This window comes from Colwellia sp. MB3u-41, from assembly GCF_014076845.1.
In the GTDB taxonomy this organism is placed as follows: domain Bacteria; phylum Pseudomonadota; class Gammaproteobacteria; order Enterobacterales; family Alteromonadaceae; genus Colwellia_A.
In genome coordinates this window covers 640,797-658,018 of record NZ_JACGUT010000084.1, presented here as the reverse complement: position 1 = coordinate 658,018, position 17,222 = coordinate 640,797, and the positions used below count along the sequence as shown (strand labels likewise).

Annotated in this window: 18 protein-coding genes; 13 read left to right on the top strand and 5 right to left on the bottom strand. The window is 37.6% G+C overall.

All coding sequences use genetic code 11. The annotated features are described in order from the left end of the window. Window positions 1-172: 172 nt before the first annotated feature. The 10 genes from hisG (at window position 173) to H4J73_RS19585 (ending at window position 8,479) form a co-directional block, all read left to right on the top strand. Window positions 173-1,072, top strand: coding sequence for an ATP phosphoribosyltransferase (gene hisG, locus H4J73_RS19630; RefSeq protein WP_182178456.1), 900 nt, complete (start codon window positions 173-175; stop codon window positions 1,070-1,072). A 49-nt stretch (window positions 1,073-1,121) separates the two neighbouring features. After that, window positions 1,122-2,420 carry a histidinol dehydrogenase gene (hisD, locus tag H4J73_RS19625; RefSeq protein WP_182178454.1) on the top strand — a complete coding sequence of 433 codons (1,299 nt, stop codon included), beginning with the start codon at window positions 1,122-1,124 and terminating at the stop codon, window positions 2,418-2,420. 2 nt (window positions 2,421-2,422) lie between these two features. Beyond that, window positions 2,423-3,541 carry a histidinol-phosphate transaminase gene (gene hisC, locus H4J73_RS19620; RefSeq protein WP_182178452.1) on the top strand — a complete coding sequence of 373 codons (1,119 nt, stop codon included), beginning with the start codon at window positions 2,423-2,425 and terminating at the stop codon, window positions 3,539-3,541. Between the two features lie 2 nt (window positions 3,542-3,543). Beyond that, window positions 3,544-4,626, top strand: coding sequence for a bifunctional histidinol-phosphatase/imidazoleglycerol-phosphate dehydratase HisB (hisB, locus tag H4J73_RS19615; protein WP_182178450.1), 1,083 nt, complete (start codon window positions 3,544-3,546; stop codon window positions 4,624-4,626). Continuing rightward, on the top strand, window positions 4,626-5,267 hold the full coding sequence (hisH, locus tag H4J73_RS19610) for an imidazole glycerol phosphate synthase subunit HisH (protein ID WP_182178448.1): 642 nt from the start codon (window positions 4,626-4,628) through the stop codon (window positions 5,265-5,267). Before hisB ends, hisH begins: the two co-directional genes overlap by 1 nt. Continuing rightward, window positions 5,264-6,013, top strand: a complete 750-nt coding sequence (hisA, locus tag H4J73_RS19605) for a 1-(5-phosphoribosyl)-5-[(5-phosphoribosylamino)methylideneamino]imidazole-4-carboxamide isomerase (protein WP_182178446.1) — start codon at window positions 5,264-5,266, stop codon at window positions 6,011-6,013. Before hisH ends, hisA begins: the two co-directional genes overlap by 4 nt. Further along, window positions 6,013-6,789 (top strand): imidazole glycerol phosphate synthase subunit HisF, encoded by a 777-nt coding sequence (gene hisF, locus H4J73_RS19600; protein ID WP_182178444.1) that lies wholly within the window; start codon window positions 6,013-6,015, stop codon window positions 6,787-6,789. The genes hisA and hisF overlap by 1 nt, the downstream gene beginning before the upstream one ends. Next, on the top strand, window positions 6,783-7,403 hold the full coding sequence (gene hisIE / locus H4J73_RS19595; RefSeq protein ID WP_182178442.1) for a bifunctional phosphoribosyl-AMP cyclohydrolase/phosphoribosyl-ATP diphosphatase HisIE: 621 nt from the start codon (window positions 6,783-6,785) through the stop codon (window positions 7,401-7,403). Before hisF ends, hisIE begins: the two co-directional genes overlap by 7 nt. Window positions 7,404-7,640: 237 nt before the next feature. Beyond that, window positions 7,641-7,937 carry a DUF6559 family protein gene (locus tag H4J73_RS19590; protein ID WP_182178434.1) on the top strand — a complete coding sequence of 99 codons (297 nt, stop codon included), beginning with the start codon at window positions 7,641-7,643 and terminating at the stop codon, window positions 7,935-7,937. A 77-nt stretch (window positions 7,938-8,014) separates the two neighbouring features. Beyond that, complete coding sequence (locus H4J73_RS19585) at window positions 8,015-8,479, top strand: GNAT family N-acetyltransferase (RefSeq protein ID WP_182178432.1); 465 nt, start codon at window positions 8,015-8,017, stop codon at window positions 8,477-8,479. Here the strand turns inward: H4J73_RS19585 and H4J73_RS19580 are convergent. The 3 genes from H4J73_RS19580 to H4J73_RS19570 form a co-directional block, all read right to left on the bottom strand. Then, on the bottom strand, window positions 8,472-8,867 hold the full coding sequence (locus H4J73_RS19580) for an MAPEG family protein (protein WP_182178430.1): 396 nt from the start codon (window positions 8,865-8,867) through the stop codon (window positions 8,472-8,474). The two genes, H4J73_RS19585 and H4J73_RS19580, sit on opposite strands and share 8 nt — an antisense overlap. A gap of 168 nt (window positions 8,868-9,035) precedes the next feature. After that, window positions 9,036-9,680 (bottom strand): adenylate kinase, encoded by a 645-nt coding sequence (adk, locus tag H4J73_RS19575; protein ID WP_182178428.1) that lies wholly within the window; start codon window positions 9,678-9,680, stop codon window positions 9,036-9,038. A 421-nt stretch (window positions 9,681-10,101) separates the two neighbouring features. Further along, window positions 10,102-11,097, bottom strand: coding sequence for a catalase family peroxidase (locus tag H4J73_RS19570; protein WP_182178426.1), 996 nt, complete (start codon window positions 11,095-11,097; stop codon window positions 10,102-10,104). Between the two features lie 784 nt (window positions 11,098-11,881). On the opposite strand from H4J73_RS19570, the gene H4J73_RS19565 reads away from it, so the two are divergent. After that, window positions 11,882-12,091 (top strand): hypothetical protein, encoded by a 210-nt coding sequence (locus H4J73_RS19565; protein WP_182223391.1) that lies wholly within the window; start codon window positions 11,882-11,884, stop codon window positions 12,089-12,091. 398 nt (window positions 12,092-12,489) lie between these two features. After that, window positions 12,490-12,927, top strand: a complete 438-nt coding sequence (locus H4J73_RS19560) for a thioredoxin family protein (protein WP_182178424.1) — start codon at window positions 12,490-12,492, stop codon at window positions 12,925-12,927. A gap of 66 nt (window positions 12,928-12,993) precedes the next feature. On the opposite strand, the gene htpG is transcribed toward H4J73_RS19560, so the two are convergent. Then, window positions 12,994-14,955: a molecular chaperone HtpG gene (gene htpG / locus H4J73_RS19555; protein WP_182178422.1), complete on the bottom strand. Its 1,962-nt coding sequence runs from the start codon at window positions 14,953-14,955 to the stop codon at window positions 12,994-12,996. 321 nt (window positions 14,956-15,276) lie between these two features. On the opposite strand from htpG, the gene H4J73_RS19550 reads away from it, so the two are divergent. Then, complete coding sequence (locus H4J73_RS19550) at window positions 15,277-16,467, top strand: YbfB/YjiJ family MFS transporter (RefSeq protein WP_182178420.1); 1,191 nt, start codon at window positions 15,277-15,279, stop codon at window positions 16,465-16,467. Between the two features lie 123 nt (window positions 16,468-16,590). On the opposite strand, the gene recR is transcribed toward H4J73_RS19550, so the two are convergent. Beyond that, window positions 16,591-17,196 carry a recombination mediator RecR gene (recR, locus tag H4J73_RS19545; protein WP_182178418.1) on the bottom strand — a complete coding sequence of 202 codons (606 nt, stop codon included), beginning with the start codon at window positions 17,194-17,196 and terminating at the stop codon, window positions 16,591-16,593. Between the last annotated feature and the right edge of the window lie 26 nt (window positions 17,197-17,222).

The window sequence follows — 17,222 nt, the reverse complement described above, 5'->3', positions numbered from 1 at the left end:
CGCTCAGGTTCATTCGCTGAGGGGCATTGACCTTTCGGCGAGTTATATAACTCAGATCTAACCCCCGAAAGAGTCTATCTCTCTCGGGGGTTTTTCGCATTTTATAGGCCTTGAAATTGTATATACACGTACCACAATTTTGGTCAAAGATTTTACTAAAGGAAATACAAACATGACAACAGAAACTCGCTTACGCATCGCTATGCAAAAATCAGGTCGTTTAAGTGACGACACTCAAGCTTTACTCAAACGTTGTGGTTTAACGCTCAATGTTACTGACCGACGCTTGTTAGCACATGTTGCTAATATGCCTATCGATATCATGCGCGTTCGTAGCTCTGACATTCCAGGTTTAGTTATGGACGGGGTTTGTGATTTAGGTATTGTCGGTGACAACACCTTAGAAGAAGCCGCGTTAGAACGCGAACTCATGGGTCAAAAGTCTCAATATATTCGTACTTCACCCCTTAACTTTGGTGGCTGTCGTTTATCGATTGCGATGCCTGAAGGTTTTGATTATCAAGGCATCAAAAGTTTAGACGGTTTGCGTTTTGCAACCACTTACCCGCAGCTACTTAATCGTTATGCAAAAGACAAAGGTATCAATGTTGAATTTTGTTTATTAAAAGGCTCCGTCGAAGTTGCACCGCGTGTTGGTTTGTCTGACGGTATATGTGACTTAGTCTCAACCGGCGCAACATTAGAAGCTAATGGTTTGGTTGAAGTTGAACAGATTTTTAAATCTAAAGCATCTCTTATTCAAACAGCTGACCCATTATGTAGTGAAAAGCAAAGTATTCTCGATACACTACTGCCACGTATTCAAGGGGTCATAAAGGCAAAAGAAAGCAAGTACATTATGTTACATGCACCAAAAGACAAAATAGCTGAAGTAAGTGCCCTTATGCCAGGTAAAGAAACACCCACAATTTTGCCTTTGGCCGGTCGAGATGATTTAGTTGCGGTACATGTTGTTGCGACAGAAACTTTCTTTTGGGAAACCATGGAAAAGCTTAATGCACTAGGCTGTAACTCTATATTGGTTATGCCCATTGAAAAAATGATGGGTTAATGATCATCATCTTCACGACAAGTAAAGTATAAAGGTTAGGATTAAGGTAATGGAAAATAAAATGATTGATTGGCAAGCATTATCAAAACGTGAGCAGCAATCAGCGCTAGCTCGACCAGAGATAAATGAAAGCGGCTTACTTTCGCAGCAAGTTGAAAACATATTAAATAACGTGAAACGAAATGGCGACAAAGCGCTTTATGAATTAACGGAGAAATTTGATGGTGTAAAGCTGACAACATTAACCGTTACTGATGAACAAATAACAACAGCACGAGCAGCATTGTCGGCTAAAAGATTAAAAGCCATTGAAACCGCCTATGGGCAAATCAAGCGTTTTCATCAAGCACAATTATCTGAAGATATTACCGTAGAAACGGCACCTGGTGTACGTTGTACGTTAAAAACGGAAGCAATAGAAAGCGTTGGTTTATATATTCCTGCCGGTTCTGCTCCATTGCCTTCAACGGTATTAATGCTTGGTGTTCCATCGCAGCTAGCAAAATGTCCACGTACTGTTTTAGTTTGTCCTCCTGACATTAACGGTAAACTTGCTGACGAAATTCTTGTTGCCGCAAAATTATGTGAAATTGATGAAATTTATACGGTCGGTGGCGCACATGGTTGTGCAGCAATGGCTTTTGGCACTGAGACAATAAAACCCGTTAACAAAATATTTGGTCCTGGCAATAAATATGTTACCGAAGCGAAAAAGCAGCTGGCTCAGCAAATAAATGGTTTTGCTATTGATATGCCTGCAGGCCCTTCTGAAGTTTTAGTTATTGCTGATGCAAACGCAAAAGCAAGCTTTATCGCTGCTGACTTGCTCTCTCAAGCGGAGCACGGTCCTGATAGCCAGGTTATTTTATTATCTGACAGCGCTGAATTAATCGCTAACGTTCAACGTGAGTTATTAACTCAGGTAGCCGTACTGTCTCGCCAAAAAATAGCAGAACAAGCGCTCACTCAAAGTCGATTAATTTTAGTTGATAATTTATCAACAGCGGTTGAGGTCTCTAACCGTTATGCGCCTGAGCACTTAATCATTCAAACTGATAATGCCCAAGAATTATTAAAAACTTTACGTAATGCTGGTTCAATATTTGTTGGTGAATATACCCCAGAGTCTGCAGGTGATTACGCCAGTGGTACCAATCATGTTTTACCCACTTACGGTTATTCAAAGGTCATTTCTAGTTTGTCATTAGCTGATTTTTCTCGACGATTTACGGTGCAAGAAATCACTAAACAAGGCTTGATGAATATTGCCGAATGCATAACTGAGCTAACGGATGCTGAAGGTTTAGATGGTCACAAACGAGCCGTAACGATCAGGTTAGAGGAATAATTATGTCAACAATAGCCGATAAACTTGCCCGCGAAGAACTTGTTGATATGGTGCCCTATCAATCAGCAAGACGACTGTATGCAAGTGGCAGTGACTCATCTTCGACAACAAGTCATAAGATTTGGCTTAATGCCAATGAAGCCTCTGGGCCGGGAATATATACTTTAAATAGTAGCTGTATTAACCGTTATCCAGACTTTCAACCTGATAATTTAATCAAAGCTTATAGTGAATATTCAGGGGTAATGCCAACCAATATTCTTGCTACTCGCGGCGCTGATGAAGGTATTGAACTTATCATACGTACCTTTAGTAAAGCTTATCAAGACAGCATTTTAATCTGTCCGCCGACCTACGGTATGTATGCGATTAGCGCTGAGAATCACGGTGCAGGTATTACGCGCGTACCATTAGTTGATAACCAACTTGATATTGAAGCAATGAAAGCTCAAGTGGGTAAAGTAAAAGTGGTTTTTTTGTGCTCACCCGGCAACCCAACAGGTAATGTATTAACAACCAACTCGATTCGTGCAGCACTTGAGATGTTTGGTGACACCGCGATTGTTGTTGTTGACGAAGCTTATATTGAATTTAGCCCTGAAAAGAGCACGGCGAATTGGTTAAAAGATTACCCACAGTTGGTTATACTAAGAACGTTATCGAAAGCATTTGCACTCGCAGGCCTACGATGTGGCTTTACCTTAGCTAACGCAGATATTATAACAATGCTCAGCAAGGTTATTGCTCCTTACCCAATATCAGCGCCCGTCGCTGATATTGCAAGCTCCGCATTGGCAAAAAAAGGGCTTGAACAAGTGACTATCCGTGTTCAAGAAACCGTAATTTTACGTATCCAACTATTCGATTGGCTGAAAGGCCAAGACTGGTGTGTTAACGTTTTTAATAGTGATGCTAACTTCATTTTATTTCGCGCCGTAGATACAGATACCAAAAACTTTATTTTCGATTGCCTTAAACAACAAGGTATTTTAATTCGCGACCAATCAGCGCAACAGCAATTAGCCGATTGCTTACGTATTAGTATTGGTAGTGAACGTGAGCTATCGCTACTCAAAAACACGATCGCCAATGCCTTTTCACAAGTTAAATCAGAGACCTAAAAATGCTCAATACAAAAAAACAAAACATATTATTTATCGACAGAGATGGTACTTTAATTGAAGAGCCAGTTTCTGATAAGCAAGTAGATACCCTTGAGAAATTAGTTTTTGAACCTAACGTCATCCCTGTCTTATTAGCACTGCAAAAAAAGGGCTTTCGTTTAGTCATGGTGTCAAACCAAGATGGTTTAGGAACGATTAGTTATCCACAAGCCGACTTTGATTTACCCCACAACAAGATGATGGATATATTTTCATCACAAGGCGTTATATTTGATGATGTACTGCTTTGCCCACATTTTGACAATGAAAATTGCAGTTGTCGTAAACCGAAACTTGGCTTAGTCAGTGATTACTTACAGCAAGGTAAAGTCAACTTCGAAAATTCTTTTGTCATTGGCGATCGTGAAACCGATATACAACTTGCTGCTAACATGGGTATTGAGGGAATAAAATATAACAGAGAAAACTTAAATTGGTTGGCAATCTCAGCACAATTATTGAACCAACAACAACGTGAAGCTAAAGTTGTTCGTACCACCAAAGAAACCAATATTAATGTTAGCGTTAATTTAGATAAAATCGGCATCGTAAAAATTAATACCGGCTTAGGCTTTTTCGATCACATGCTTGAGCAAATCGCTGCTCATGGTGGTTTTTCATTAGACGTTAGCGTCGATGGTGATTATCACATTGATGAACATCATAGTGTTGAAGATACCGCTCTAGCACTTGGTCAAGCACTGAGAAAAGCATTAGGTGACAAACGTGGCATTGGTCGTTTTGGTTTTGTACTGCCGATGGATGAATGTCGCGCGGAATGCTCTATCGATTTATCAGGTCGTCCGTGGCTTGAATTTGATGCTGACTTTACAGATAACAGAGTAGGCAATATGTCGACGCAAATGGTTTCACACTTTTTCCGTTCACTTGCAGACTCGATGGCAATTACCCTGCACCTTTCAACAACCGAAGGTAACTGTCATCACCAAGTAGAAAGTTTATTTAAGGTGTTTGGCCGAGCATTACGCCAAGCAATTACGGTAAGTGGCGATGTACTCCCTAGCACTAAAGGTACTCTGTGATGTCTGCTGAAAAAGCAACCATGAACGTTATTGTTGATACTGGCTGCGCCAACTTATCATCAGTAAAATTCGCGGTAGAACGGTTAGGTTTTCAAGTCATCATCACTGATGATATTGAGACGATTAAAAAAGCTAAAAAAGTGATACTGCCCGGTGTTGGCACTGCAAAACATGCGATGGCAAATATTAGAGCTAAGGGGTTAGTAGAAACATTACAAAACTTAACTCAACCTGTTTTAGGTTTTTGTTTAGGCATGCAGTTAATGTGTAATTCATCATTGGAAAGCAGTGAGGGTGAAAAAGTTGAATGTTTAGGTATTATTGACACCGATATTGTCCCCTTGAATGCTAAAAACAATAGACTGCCCCATATGGGCTGGAACACGCTAACTTCTATGACTGATCACCCAGTATTTAATGGGATTAATATCGGCGACTATTTTTATTTTGTCCATAGCTTTGCTGCGCCAATAAGTGAATATACCGCTGCAGTTTGTAAATATGGCAGTGAATTTTCAGCAGCTATCACAAAAAATAACTTTATTGGTTGTCAATTTCATCCTGAACGTTCAAGTGAATTAGGCAGTAAAATTATTAAGAATTTTTTAAAGCTCGACTCAACAGAGATACTGACATCATGATGATACCCGCAATAGATTTAATAAACGGCGAAGTAGTCCGGTTATTTCAGGGCGACTACAACCAAAAGACGAACTACCAATACACGGTTCAAGAGCGTCAGCAAGCGTATGCTAAATCAGGCGCAACCGTGATGCACTTTGTTGATTTAGATGGCGCAAAAGATTCCACTAAACGTCAACTTGAAACCTTAAAAACCGTTGTTAAACACCCAACCATGACCATACAGGTGGGCGGAGGTATACGCTGCGAAGAAGACGTAAAACAACTATTAGCACTTGGTGCCGACCGTGTGGTTATTGGTAGCTTAGCGATTAAGCAACCTGAACTCGTTACTCAATGGGTAACGACCTATGGCAGTGAAAAAATTGTCTTAGCCCTTGATATTAAAATTGATGCCAACGGTAATAAAACACTGCCTACCCATGGCTGGATTGAAGACAGTGGCGTTAATTTAGAAGACTTGCTTGCCCAATACCAAGATGCAGGCATTAAACACGTGCTCTGCACTGATATCAGTAAAGACGGGACATTAACAGGAACCAATGTTGATTTATATCGAGAGGTTTGCGCAAAATATCCAGATATCCAGTGGCAAGCTTCAGGTGGTATTGGCAGTCTTGAAGACATAAAAGCACTGATTCCAACCGGTGTTAGTGGTGTTATTCTAGGCCGCTCATTACTCGAAGGTAAATTCACACTTGAAGAGGCAATTGCATGTTGGCCAAATGCTAAGGGTAAAGTCTAATGTTAGCAAAAAGAATTATACCTTGTCTTGATGTTCGCGATGGCAAGGTCGTTAAAGGTATTCAATTTCGAAATCATGAAATAATAGGTGATATTGTTCCTCTTGCGCAAAAATATGCACAAGCCGGTGCTGATGAATTAGTTTTTTATGATATCACTGCCAGCGCTGATGATAGAGTCGTTGATAAGAGTTGGGTTAGCAGAATAGCAGAAGTTATCGATATCCCTTTTTGTGTTGCTGGTGGTATAAAAACAGAGCGAGATGCAAAAGAAATATTAATGATGGGCGCAGATAAAATATCGATAAACTCCCCTGCTTTACGAGACCCTGACTTGATCACCCGCTTAGCTGATGTATTTGGTCAACAATGCATTGTTGTTGGTATTGACAGTTTTTATGATAAAGAAACCGGTTTGTATCAAGTTTATCAGTTTACTGGTGATGAAACCCGTACTCAACAAACGAAATGGACAACGTTTGATTGGATCAAAGAAGTGCAACAACGTGGGGCTGGTGAAATTGTTCTAAATTGCATGAACCAAGATGGTGTTCGTCAAGGGTATGATATTGAGCAATTGCAAAAAGCACGCGCTGTGTGCAATGTTCCCTTAATAGCTTCGGGGGGAGCGGGCGAAATATCACATTTTTCTGACGTTTTTAAACAAGCCGATGTAGATGGTGCATTAGCGGCGAGTGTTTTCCATAAAGGTATCATTGAGATGAACGAATTAAAACAAACGTTGAAAAGTCAAAATATAGAGATCAGATTATGTTAGTTAACCTAGAGAATATCAACGAATTAGCTTGGGCTAAAATGGCTGATTTAATACCGGCAATTATTCAGCATCAAGATACGGGGGCCGTGCTAATGCAAGGATATATGAATATTGAATCCCTTGAAAAAACATTAACCACAGGCAAAGCCACTTTTTTTAGTCGTTCAAAGCAAGCGCTTTGGGTAAAAGGTGAAACGTCAGGAAACTTTCTGAATGTTAGCCAGGTTTTGACAGATTGTGATAACGACAGTTTGTTAATTGCTTGTCGGCCTATCGGTCCTAGTTGTCATCTGGGTACAGAGTCTTGTTTCCCTGAACAAAAATTAAGCCAACAAAACTTTCTGAGCAAATTAGAACAAGTCATTGCCAGTAGAAAAGGACAAGACCCGGAAACAAGTTATACCGCTCATTTATTTTCTCGTGGCACAACCAAGATAGCTCAGAAAGTGGGTGAAGAAGGTGTTGAGGTTGCACTCGCCGCTGTTGCAGAAACAAGAGATGATTTACTCGGAGAATGCGCAGATTTGTTTTATCACACGCTCGTTTTACTTCAAGATCAGAATATTGATATGTCAGAGGTCATGGCTGTGTTGCAAAAGCGCCATAACAAATAGATAAACGAATAGCTGTGCTGCTTATAAAAACTCATAGGCAGCTCATTTTTTATAAACCCTGATAAAATCAAGGTTTTAAATGCTCAATAGTACAGTTAACTAAACCGCTAACTTCTCTACACCCCTTATTTTATATAGTATAAAAATCAGCTAATCGCTAAAACTATTGACATTTACATAGAACAGCGTATATTTTTCTCGAGAAAATGGATGATAAAAAACAGCTAAGGAATAGCAATGTTTAAATACTGGTCAATAAAAAGTTACGGCACAAAACTTCTTCCAACCCTTGAAAGAAATTTTGGCTGCAAACAATACTACACTGCTTCTGAAGTGCGTACGACAATATTTCAAAACAACTTTTCTCCAAAATACTTACCTTTAGGCTACATACTCTTTCTTGATGATATTTCATTAAAAGAGACGATGTACATTGAGTTTCCTCAAGTAAATATTAGTGAATATCGTAAAGACATTTCCAATTACTTAACAAGCAAAAGTTATCATGGTTATTTACAAGTGCTTCATCACTAAGCATATAGGTTATTAACTTTACCTGTATCAAAAATCATGAAAAAATAGCCTTTTTTCTCATCGTAATAGGTAAGATAATGACTATAGCTTGGCAAGTAAAAAATTTTAAAGATCTCAATATTGATGAACTATACGAAATATTAAAACTGCGTATTGATGTCTTTGTTGTTGAGCAAACTTGTTTTTATCCTGATATAGATAATATTGACCGACATAAAGATACTGTCCACCTATTTTGTTATCTAGAAGGTAATATTGCAGGCTATTTACGTATTTTAGCCAAAGGTCAAAGTTACGATGATTATATTGCAATTGGTAGAGTTATTGTGGCAGCACAAGCGAGAGGCACAGGTTTGGGTCATCGGCTAATGACTAAAGCTTTAACCGTTTGTCAACGGTACTTTCCCGATCAGAAAATAAAAATATCAGCACAAGAACACCTAGAAAATTTTTATAATAAACATGGTTTTGAACGTGTATCAAAAATGTATTTAGAAGATAATATTCCGCACATTGCCATGTTATTAAAGACGGTTAACTGATAAATAAACGTATATTTTCAACCGCTAAAATAAGAATAACGATAAATAGTGAGACCATACCTATTTGTCGCTGTTTTGAAAGTCCTGTTGTTTTTGATAGTCCTATAGCATGTAATATTCGGCCAATAAATAAAACCGCTCCTAGAAGGTGCAACGCTATAGGGTTTGCTCCATTGACTTCATATATTCCTAACATCAATAACGCTAAAGGAATAAATTCAGCGAAATTACCATGCACACGAATAGCTTGTGCTAATGCCTGATGACCACCATCACCAATCCCTGTTTTAAACTGTAAACGTAACCGGATAATATTCATGGCTAAACCAACAAATAAAAGTGCCAACAAACTCGTATAAAGACCGGTTATAGATAAACTGACTATCATTGTATTTCTTCTTATATTTATAAATGAGATATTATAGTTTACGTTCTAAAATCTATTTTGATAGGGAAAAACATAAATTTTCGACATGTAAAACAAAAAAGTTCGCCGAAGCGAACTTTATATTAATTATTTTATGACGAGTAAGGATTATCAATAAACTTATTTCGCTTAACTTAGTTCATCAGCAATTAAGGCACTCACTTCTTCAACAGGCTTAGTACCGTCAATAGTCAAGTATGAACATGCACCGGCTTTCGCTTCACTTTGATAATACGCCACTAATGGTTTAGTTTGTTCATGATAAATACCTAAACGTTTACGAACAGTAGCTTCTTCATCATCAGGGCGAATAGACAAGCTTTCACCCGTATCGTCATCCTTACCTTCAACTTTAGGTGGATTATAGACTAAGTGATAAACACGACCAGAACCAGCATGAACACGACGACCACTCATGCGGTCAACAATAACTTCATCTGGCACATCAAATTCAATAACACTATCAACTGATACACTATTATCTTTCATGGCGTCAGCTTGTGGAATGGTACGAGGAAAACCATCAAGTAAGAAACCCGCTTTACAGTCATCTTGTGCAATGCGTTCTTTTACTAGACCAATGATTAAGTCATCAGAAACTAATTGCCCAGCATCCATAACCGCTTTAGCTTTTTTACCAAGTCCTGTACCTGCTTTAATTGCAGCACGTAGCATATCGCCCGTAGAAATTTGTGGAATACCAAATTTAGCCATTAGAAATTGTGCTTGCGTGCCTTTGCCAGCGCCCGGAGCACCTAATAAAATAATGCGCATAAAATATTGCCTTATATGTTTAATATACTAATTGGGCTGTTGTACTTGTGTACAACATACCGCTAATATAACAGCCAAATGAGTATTTTTTGAATGTGCAACACTATACAAGTTCAGTTGTAGTCAAACAAGTAGCATTACCGCTCTATCATCAAAAAAGACCGTTAAAAGACATTTTTTATACTAAAGTCTATGCCTTTGCGGCTCTGTTAATTAGCTATACCAACATAAATCATATAAATATAATAACCAAATGTGATACTGATGTCATATTACATCCCTCTCTCCCCAGGAATTCTAAAAAATGAGAGCTATTCTGTATTGACTCTTAAGCATTCAAAAAATCAATCGAGTAACGCTCATTAAGCCTCGTGTTTAGGACAATAATCCGATAATAAACATATCTTTTGTTAGCGGTTCTTTATTGACCACTTAACCTTTTACCAAAAGAAATAGCATAAGCGGGTGAGCGCATTTTTAACACCGGATCCGCGCTTGGTGTAAAGCCTGCGGACATCATATTAGGATCAAAGTTAATATTTTTACACGCATCACCACCACTCGCATTAACGGTTACAGTACCTAGTATTACTTGAGGGCGTTCATTCGGCCACTGTTGTGAGGGATCAATAACACTGTCTTCAGCTTCTCCTAAGCTTGCCATAATGGTAAAACGAACCGTTTCATCTTTAAGTTGTTGCGCGAAAGTATCAGCTAAAAACTCATTTGGCATCTTAGCTGCTTCTGCTTTTTCGAGTGTTTTTACACCTAAGCTTGGCTGAATATTCCAACGAAATTTAGTTTTCTGTCCATTGGGTTGATCAAAGTAGAAAGTGTGCAAACCAAAAAATGCAGTATTCGCAAATGACGCAGCTGTTTTAGCCGTTTTATTCCACATTACGTTAGCTTGCACACTCGGGTTCTGCTGAATAAATGCCACTGTTTTAGCCGGATCAGGCTTTCCGTTTTCATCAGGAAGAAGTGTTGATAAAAATCCATAAAAAGTTTCAGGGTCTTTGCCAGCAAACACAGGAAAATTGTTACCTGTAAAAGTATGTAAAGCGCCATTAGGTAATTTTATTTGCATGCCCATGCCCCGAGTACCAGGGGATTTTTCATCACTGTTTGGGTTAGTCCCCCCTAATGAAAAGCGCATCGACACCGGCAGTTCACCATTTGAGAGTAGCGCGGCTCCTGAAAAGTGCTTATTAGGTGCTGGCATAAAAGTGCCCAAAGCACATAAACCTTTAGCATGTGCCTTTCTAAAACCAGGATATTTTCCTCCTAGCTTTTCGAACATTTCAACTAAATCATTTGCTTCAATTTTCTTTTCATTTGCTAAAGCATTCGATGTTGTAGCCGTGCCAGTAATGAGAAGAATAGCGGTTATACTTGAGGTGATAATATTATGCTTCATTTATATTCCTTAGTCTTATTGTTATACAGATAGCTAAAATTACGAAACTTTATAACCTTAAGATCATAATGTTACCTACAATGATAGCAAAAGATATTCGCAACACACACATTCTCCCGCATAGTGTATACCTGTTTAGGTAAATAAATTTTGGGGAAATATAGCCCTCCTTTTGTAGAATTTTAACATTGATCTGTTAACGTAAACTTAAATGCTACGATTAACAAAACTTTAACTTAATATGAACCAGAGAAGGCTTCTTTGATGTAAATGTAACGAAAAGCCTTGTCGTTGTTATGTTTTTTACATTATTAGTGTTTTCATTGCTCATGCTATAGAAAAAGAGGCCATTAATGTCTATGTGTATCACCTAAAACCTCGATTTATTATTCACTTAAAAAAGGAGCAAGGGCTTTATTATGATTTTTCTGCTTATTTAAATAGTAAGAGTGAAAAGTATCGTTTTAAAACCGTGTTTATTCCTCGCAAGCGCATCGACCACATGATGGTGCAAAACACATTAAATGGCATATTACTGGGTGTAAATCCTATTTAGTTTAAGAACAAAGAAGAAAATAAATACCTGTGGACTTCAGATATTTTCATTGACCAAGATGAAGTTATCTCTCTAACAGATACCCCTATTGAATATACCAATCCATCCTCCTTAAAAAACCTTGAATTTGGGGGAGTTAGAGGGTTTTATTACTATGGTATAAATGAGTTGGTCGCTAAAAATGAAATAAATCGCATTAACACAATTAGCGAGCAGGCATTAATTAACATGCTTATAAGTAAGGGGATTGATAGCACAATAACCAGTCAGTCTACATTTAATTATATTACTAGACAAAGTAAAAAACGCGACCTCTTTCATGTCTCTCTTCATCGACACGATAAGTATGCAAGAAAAGTTATGGTATTACATAAAAACCAAGCCGTTTTTGAAGATATTGAACCGATTATTCAAAAAATGAATAATAATGAAGCTTAGTCTGAAATATTATTACGTTATACTCAAGATTAGGCTTAGGGATAAAGTTAAAGGTAACAACTAATCCTTCATTATTAATAGCGATTAACTAATAATAAGTTATTCCTTTTTCTCAGGGTGTATTTACTTTACTGAATATCTGTCATTAACATCAGAAATACATTCCCTTTCGTATCTAAGTCATTTATTAAAAAGAAAGTTTTACGTATAAATTAAAGCCGTTATACCATAGTGGTGGCTTATAATTTACACTGAAAGCATTATTGCTTACTCCTCGAAATTATCTTTAAATTATAGCTAAAACGCTGTTATTGTTTTAAATTTTCATGATAAGTTGAAAGTATATAGCCGTTTTCAGGGTCTAGTTAATACTTATACTGTTGAACAACGAGCACTCTATGAATAAGTTTTTTATCGCACTAATTGCCGCTATTATTTTAATACCAAGCTTCTATGCTTTAATTTCACCGACGTTATATGAACCTAACGTTCAATGGCATAATTATAAAAGTGCTCGAACTATCGACTCAACAAAACCCATTTTTGTTTTTGCTAAAATGCGTTTTTGTACAACCTGTGCAACGATGGAAAAAAATGTTTTTACTGACCCTGCATTAGCTAAAGTATTAAATGAAGACTTTATCCCCGTAAAAGCAACCATCAACTTTATGCTTTCAAGCTTTGTTTTTGATGACCTTAAAGATAAAGAAGGTAAGCAACTTACCTTTCGAGGTTTTCCGGCGGTTATGATTGTGCGCGGCGACAATTACTCATTGAGTCATGGATATAAAAGTGTTGAACAGCTACAAGCTCTATTAAGTGAACAAATAAAATAAAGACTTTTATGGGATCAAAAAAAGGGGCTAAAGCCCCTTTTTATATCATCAAATTTATACGTTAACTTACTTAGTGAGGCTCAACATTAATTTATTTAAACGTGCAACAAAACTAGCAGGGTCTTTTAAGCTACCACGTTCAGCTAACATTGCTTGTTCAAACAATACTTCAGTCCACTGATTGAATTTCTCATCATCAGTTTCATCAGCAACATGTTTTACTAACTCATGTTCTGCATTAATTTCAAATATAGGCAAGGCATCTGGCACTTCCTGTCCAACTGATTGCATAAGCTTCATCATTTGGCTGCTCATGTCGTGTTCATCGGCAACAATACAAGCTGGTGAGTCTGTTAAACGTTGCGACAATTTAACATCTTTCACTTTACCCTCTAGTGATTTTTTAATACGAGTAACAACTGAGTCAAACTCTTTTTCAAGTTTTTCTTGAGCTTGCTTTGTTTCTTCATCATCCATATCACCAAGGTCTAAACCGCCACGAGTTACCGATTGCAATTGCTTACCATCAACTTCTGTTAAGTGACTCACTAACCATTCATCGATACGGTCAGACATTAATAATACTTCAATGCCTTTTTTACGGAAAACTTCTAAATGTGGGCTATTTTTAGCCGCTTCAAAGCTGTCTGCAACCACGTAGTAAATTTTTTCTTGTCCTTCTTTCATACGTTCTACGTATTCTGGAATTGAAACACTTTGCACAGCCGTGTCACTTTCTGTTGAAGCAAAGCGTAATAAGTTTGCAACTTGCTCTTTATTACCTTGATCTTCTGCAGGGCCTTCTTTTAAAACTTGACCAAACTCATTCCAAAATGACTGATATTGCTCTTTATCTTTTTTACCTAATTTTTCAAGCATTTTAAGGACACGTTTAGTACAGCCTTTACGGATTGCTTGGGTAATTTTGTTATCTTGTAAAATTTCACGAGAAACGTTTAATGGTAAATCATTTGAATCTAATAAACCTTTTACAAAACGCAAATAAGTTGGCATAAACTGTTCAGCGTCGTCCATTATAAATACACGTTGTACAAATAATTTTAACCCATGTTGCTTTTCACGGTTATGCATATCAAATGGCGCTTTACTTGGGATATAAAGTAATGACGTATATTCTGTTTTACCTTCTACTTTGTTGTGCTCCCATACAAGTGGGTCACCAAAGTCATGTGATACATGCTTGTAAAATTCTTTATATTCATCATCAGAAATCTCTGACTTTTCACGTGTCCATAATGCCGTAGCTTTATTTACAGGCTCCCATATTGCAGGAACTTCAGCAACAGCTTCAGCTGCTGGAACAGTAACATTGCCTTCATCATCTTTAACTTCAGCAACCGCTTCTACAACCGGAACTGCTGGCGTTAACATTTCAACAGAAACTGAGATATGGTCTGAGTACTTAGTGACAATTGACTTTAAGCGCCAGTCGTCTGCATATTCTTTTTCTTCTGCTTTTAGGTGAAGGATTATATCAGTACCACGGTTTGTCTTTGAAATTTTAGCCGTAGTGAACTCGCCTTCACCAGCACTTGTCCATTCAACACCTTCAGAAGCGTCGACACCAGCAGCGCGAGAACGCACAGTTACTGAGTCAGCAACGATGAATGCTGAGTAAAAGCCAACACCAAATTGACCAATAAGTTGTGAGTCTGAAGCTTGATCGCCAGAAAGTTGCGAGAAAAACTCAGCCGTACCAGATTTAGCAATAGTACCTAGATGATCAACAATTTGATCATGAGTCATACCAATACCGTTATCAGAAATAGTCAGTGTATTGTTTTCTTTATCACAACTAACACGTACACGTAAATCGGCATCACCTTCGTATAAATCAGCATGTGAAAGTGCGTTAAAGCGTAATTTGTCAGCGGCATCAGCAGCGTTTGATACTAACTCACGTAAGAAAATTTCTTTGTTTGAGTAAAGTGAGTGGATCATTAATTTGAGTAATTTAGCGTTATCAGTTGCAAACTGATGATTTTCTTTTTGGCCTGTTTCTGACATTTTCGATATTTCCTAAATTTAACAGTGTTTAAAAGCGCACATCGAAGCTGATGTTCACATAGATAGTTAACATGTGGGGGGTAGAGAAAACAATTTCAAGCAAAAAATTAAAAAATCTTACATAAATTATGCGCCCCTATTTTACCCCTCTTAGGAGAATAATTTTATTTATATCATTTTTAAATATCCTTCATCACAAATAATGATTTGCTTTCAGCCATTACTATCCTTAAATTGAAGCTTGTGCTTAGCAAAAAATTTTCATTCTAAAAAAGCGGCCTTGGTCGCTGTATTTATAAAATTGACAACACAGGATTTAAAATGTTGCTTGACCGAAATAACAATACGGCTATTTTATTAGCAGGTATCCTTGCTTTGGTTGTTGGCGTAGGCGTTGCTCGTTTTGCGTTTACTTCTTTATTACCCGCGATGCTAGAAAACCACCTAAGTATTGCTTTCGCTGGCATACTCGCCTCCATTAATTATGTTGGCTATTTATCGGGTTCAATTTTCTCAATTTTTATTAAAGATATTCATGCAAAAGTAAAATTTTTTCGTATTGGCTTAGCTTTGTCTATCATAACTTCGTTATTACTCGCCGTTACCGAAAACAATACACTTTGGTGGCTATCTCGGCTTTTTGCTGGATTTGGTGCTGCGATGGCATTAGTCGTTGGCTCAGCCATCGTGATGTCAAAATTACAAAATACGAATAAAACTAAAGCAATGGGCATACATTTTAGTGGCTTAGGATTCTCAATACTTATTGCTGATTTAATTATGCGTAGCGTATTTATTTATAGTGATAATTGGCAACATGCTTGGCTTGCCCTAGCAATTGCAGGGACGATATTCGCGAGTTATTCAGCCTATATTTTAAGTTTTGATAAACAAACATCAAATAAAGTTATTAAATACAAATTTGATAAATCGTTGTTTAATCCCTTGGTGATCATTTTAGCCCTAGCGTATTTCACAGAAGGCGTTGGTATGGTTGTACAAGCAACATTCCTCCCTGATATTATTAATTCATTAGAAGGATTGTCAGGGTATGGTGGTTATGCTTGGTTAGCCGTTGGTTTAGCCGGTATACCCTCGTGTATTATTTGGATGCGTTTGGCACATCGTTATAATAGTATCAACATTATGATGGTAGCGATGGCGCTACAAATTGTTGCTATTTTAATTCCTACCTTCTCTTCAAATATTGTACTTAATTTAATAAGTGGCGTGTTATATGGTGGAACCTTCATTGGCCTTGTTGCACTATTTATGAATTTTGGTGGGCAATTAGCAGGTAAAAACCCTGTATTTATCATGGGAACCATCACAGCCGCTTATGGTGTAGGACAAGTGGTAGCACCGCTTTATTGTGTCGCATTAATAGAGCACTTTAAAAACTATAATGCTGCGCTTTATCTCACCGCTTTTATTGTTTGTTGTGGCATATTATTACTCAAATACGCGAAAACTCATTTTATGACAGGAAATCATCTTGCCAATAATTTATAAAATGCCTAAGGGTATAATTATTTAAAAGATGACAATACTCAAATTGTTATTGCTGAACTTAGCTTTTAGTTAAGAGGACACGCTTTAGCCTGCATATAATATTCTGCTAAGTTTACAGCGAAACTAAAAGCTATAGTTTTTACGTCCTGACAACGCGTGAGATAACGTATTACCGTCAACATATTCCAATTCACCACCAACAGGCACACCATGAGCAATACGAGAAATAACAACTTGATGTTTTTTAGCCAGTTCAGCAATAAAATGAGCCGTTGCTTCACCCTCAACCGTCGGGTTGGTTGCTAAAATTATTTCTTTAAACTGTTGGGTCGCCAGCTGTTTTTCTAATATATCTAAACCAAGATCGTCTGGCCCGATTCCATCTAGCGGAGATAAATGTCCCATTAAAATAAAATAGCGTCCTTGAAACTCGCCGGTTTGCTCTATCGCGATCACATCTCCTGGACTTTCAACAATACAAAGCTGTTGATTAATAAGTCGTTTAGCACTTTGACAAATTTCACAGGTATCATCTTCAGTAAAGTTTCGACATTGTGAGCAATGACCAATATTTTCCATTGCTGACTTTAATGTTCCGGCAAGTTTAGCACCACCGATACGATTACGTTCAAGTAACTGAAATGCCATACGCTGAGCAGATTTAGCTCCAACACCCGGTAAACATTTAAGTGCATTTATTAATTCTTGTACAAGGGGACTAAATTTCATAACAACCTTAGTAACAGTATTTGTCG

Coding starts and splice junctions, on each gene's coding strand:
- hisG (WP_182178456.1), top strand. CDS start 173: ATGACAACAGAAACTCGCTTACGCATCGCTATGCAAAAATCAGGTCGT.
- hisD (WP_182178454.1), top strand. CDS start 1,122: ATGGAAAATAAAATGATTGATTGGCAAGCATTATCAAAACGTGAGCAG.
- hisC (WP_182178452.1), top strand. CDS start 2,423: ATGTCAACAATAGCCGATAAACTTGCCCGCGAAGAACTTGTTGATATG.
- hisB (WP_182178450.1), top strand. CDS start 3,544: ATGCTCAATACAAAAAAACAAAACATATTATTTATCGACAGAGATGGT.
- hisH (WP_182178448.1), top strand. CDS start 4,626: ATGTCTGCTGAAAAAGCAACCATGAACGTTATTGTTGATACTGGCTGC.
- hisA (WP_182178446.1), top strand. CDS start 5,264: ATGATGATACCCGCAATAGATTTAATAAACGGCGAAGTAGTCCGGTTA.
- hisF (WP_182178444.1), top strand. CDS start 6,013: ATGTTAGCAAAAAGAATTATACCTTGTCTTGATGTTCGCGATGGCAAG.
- hisIE (WP_182178442.1), top strand. CDS start 6,783: ATGTTAGTTAACCTAGAGAATATCAACGAATTAGCTTGGGCTAAAATG.
- H4J73_RS19590 (WP_182178434.1), top strand. CDS start 7,641: ATGTTTAAATACTGGTCAATAAAAAGTTACGGCACAAAACTTCTTCCA.
- H4J73_RS19585 (WP_182178432.1), top strand. CDS start 8,015: ATGACTATAGCTTGGCAAGTAAAAAATTTTAAAGATCTCAATATTGAT.
- H4J73_RS19580 (WP_182178430.1), bottom strand. CDS start 8,867: ATGATAGTCAGTTTATCTATAACCGGTCTTTATACGAGTTTGTTGGCA.
- adk (WP_182178428.1), bottom strand. CDS start 9,680: ATGCGCATTATTTTATTAGGTGCTCCGGGCGCTGGCAAAGGCACGCAA.
- H4J73_RS19570 (WP_182178426.1), bottom strand. CDS start 11,097: ATGAAGCATAATATTATCACCTCAAGTATAACCGCTATTCTTCTCATT.
- H4J73_RS19565 (WP_182223391.1), top strand. CDS start 11,882: ATGCTTATAAGTAAGGGGATTGATAGCACAATAACCAGTCAGTCTACA.
- H4J73_RS19560 (WP_182178424.1), top strand. CDS start 12,490: ATGAATAAGTTTTTTATCGCACTAATTGCCGCTATTATTTTAATACCA.
- htpG (WP_182178422.1), bottom strand. CDS start 14,955: ATGTCAGAAACAGGCCAAAAAGAAAATCATCAGTTTGCAACTGATAAC.
- H4J73_RS19550 (WP_182178420.1), top strand. CDS start 15,277: ATGTTGCTTGACCGAAATAACAATACGGCTATTTTATTAGCAGGTATC.
- recR (WP_182178418.1), bottom strand. CDS start 17,196: ATGAAATTTAGTCCCCTTGTACAAGAATTAATAAATGCACTTAAATGT.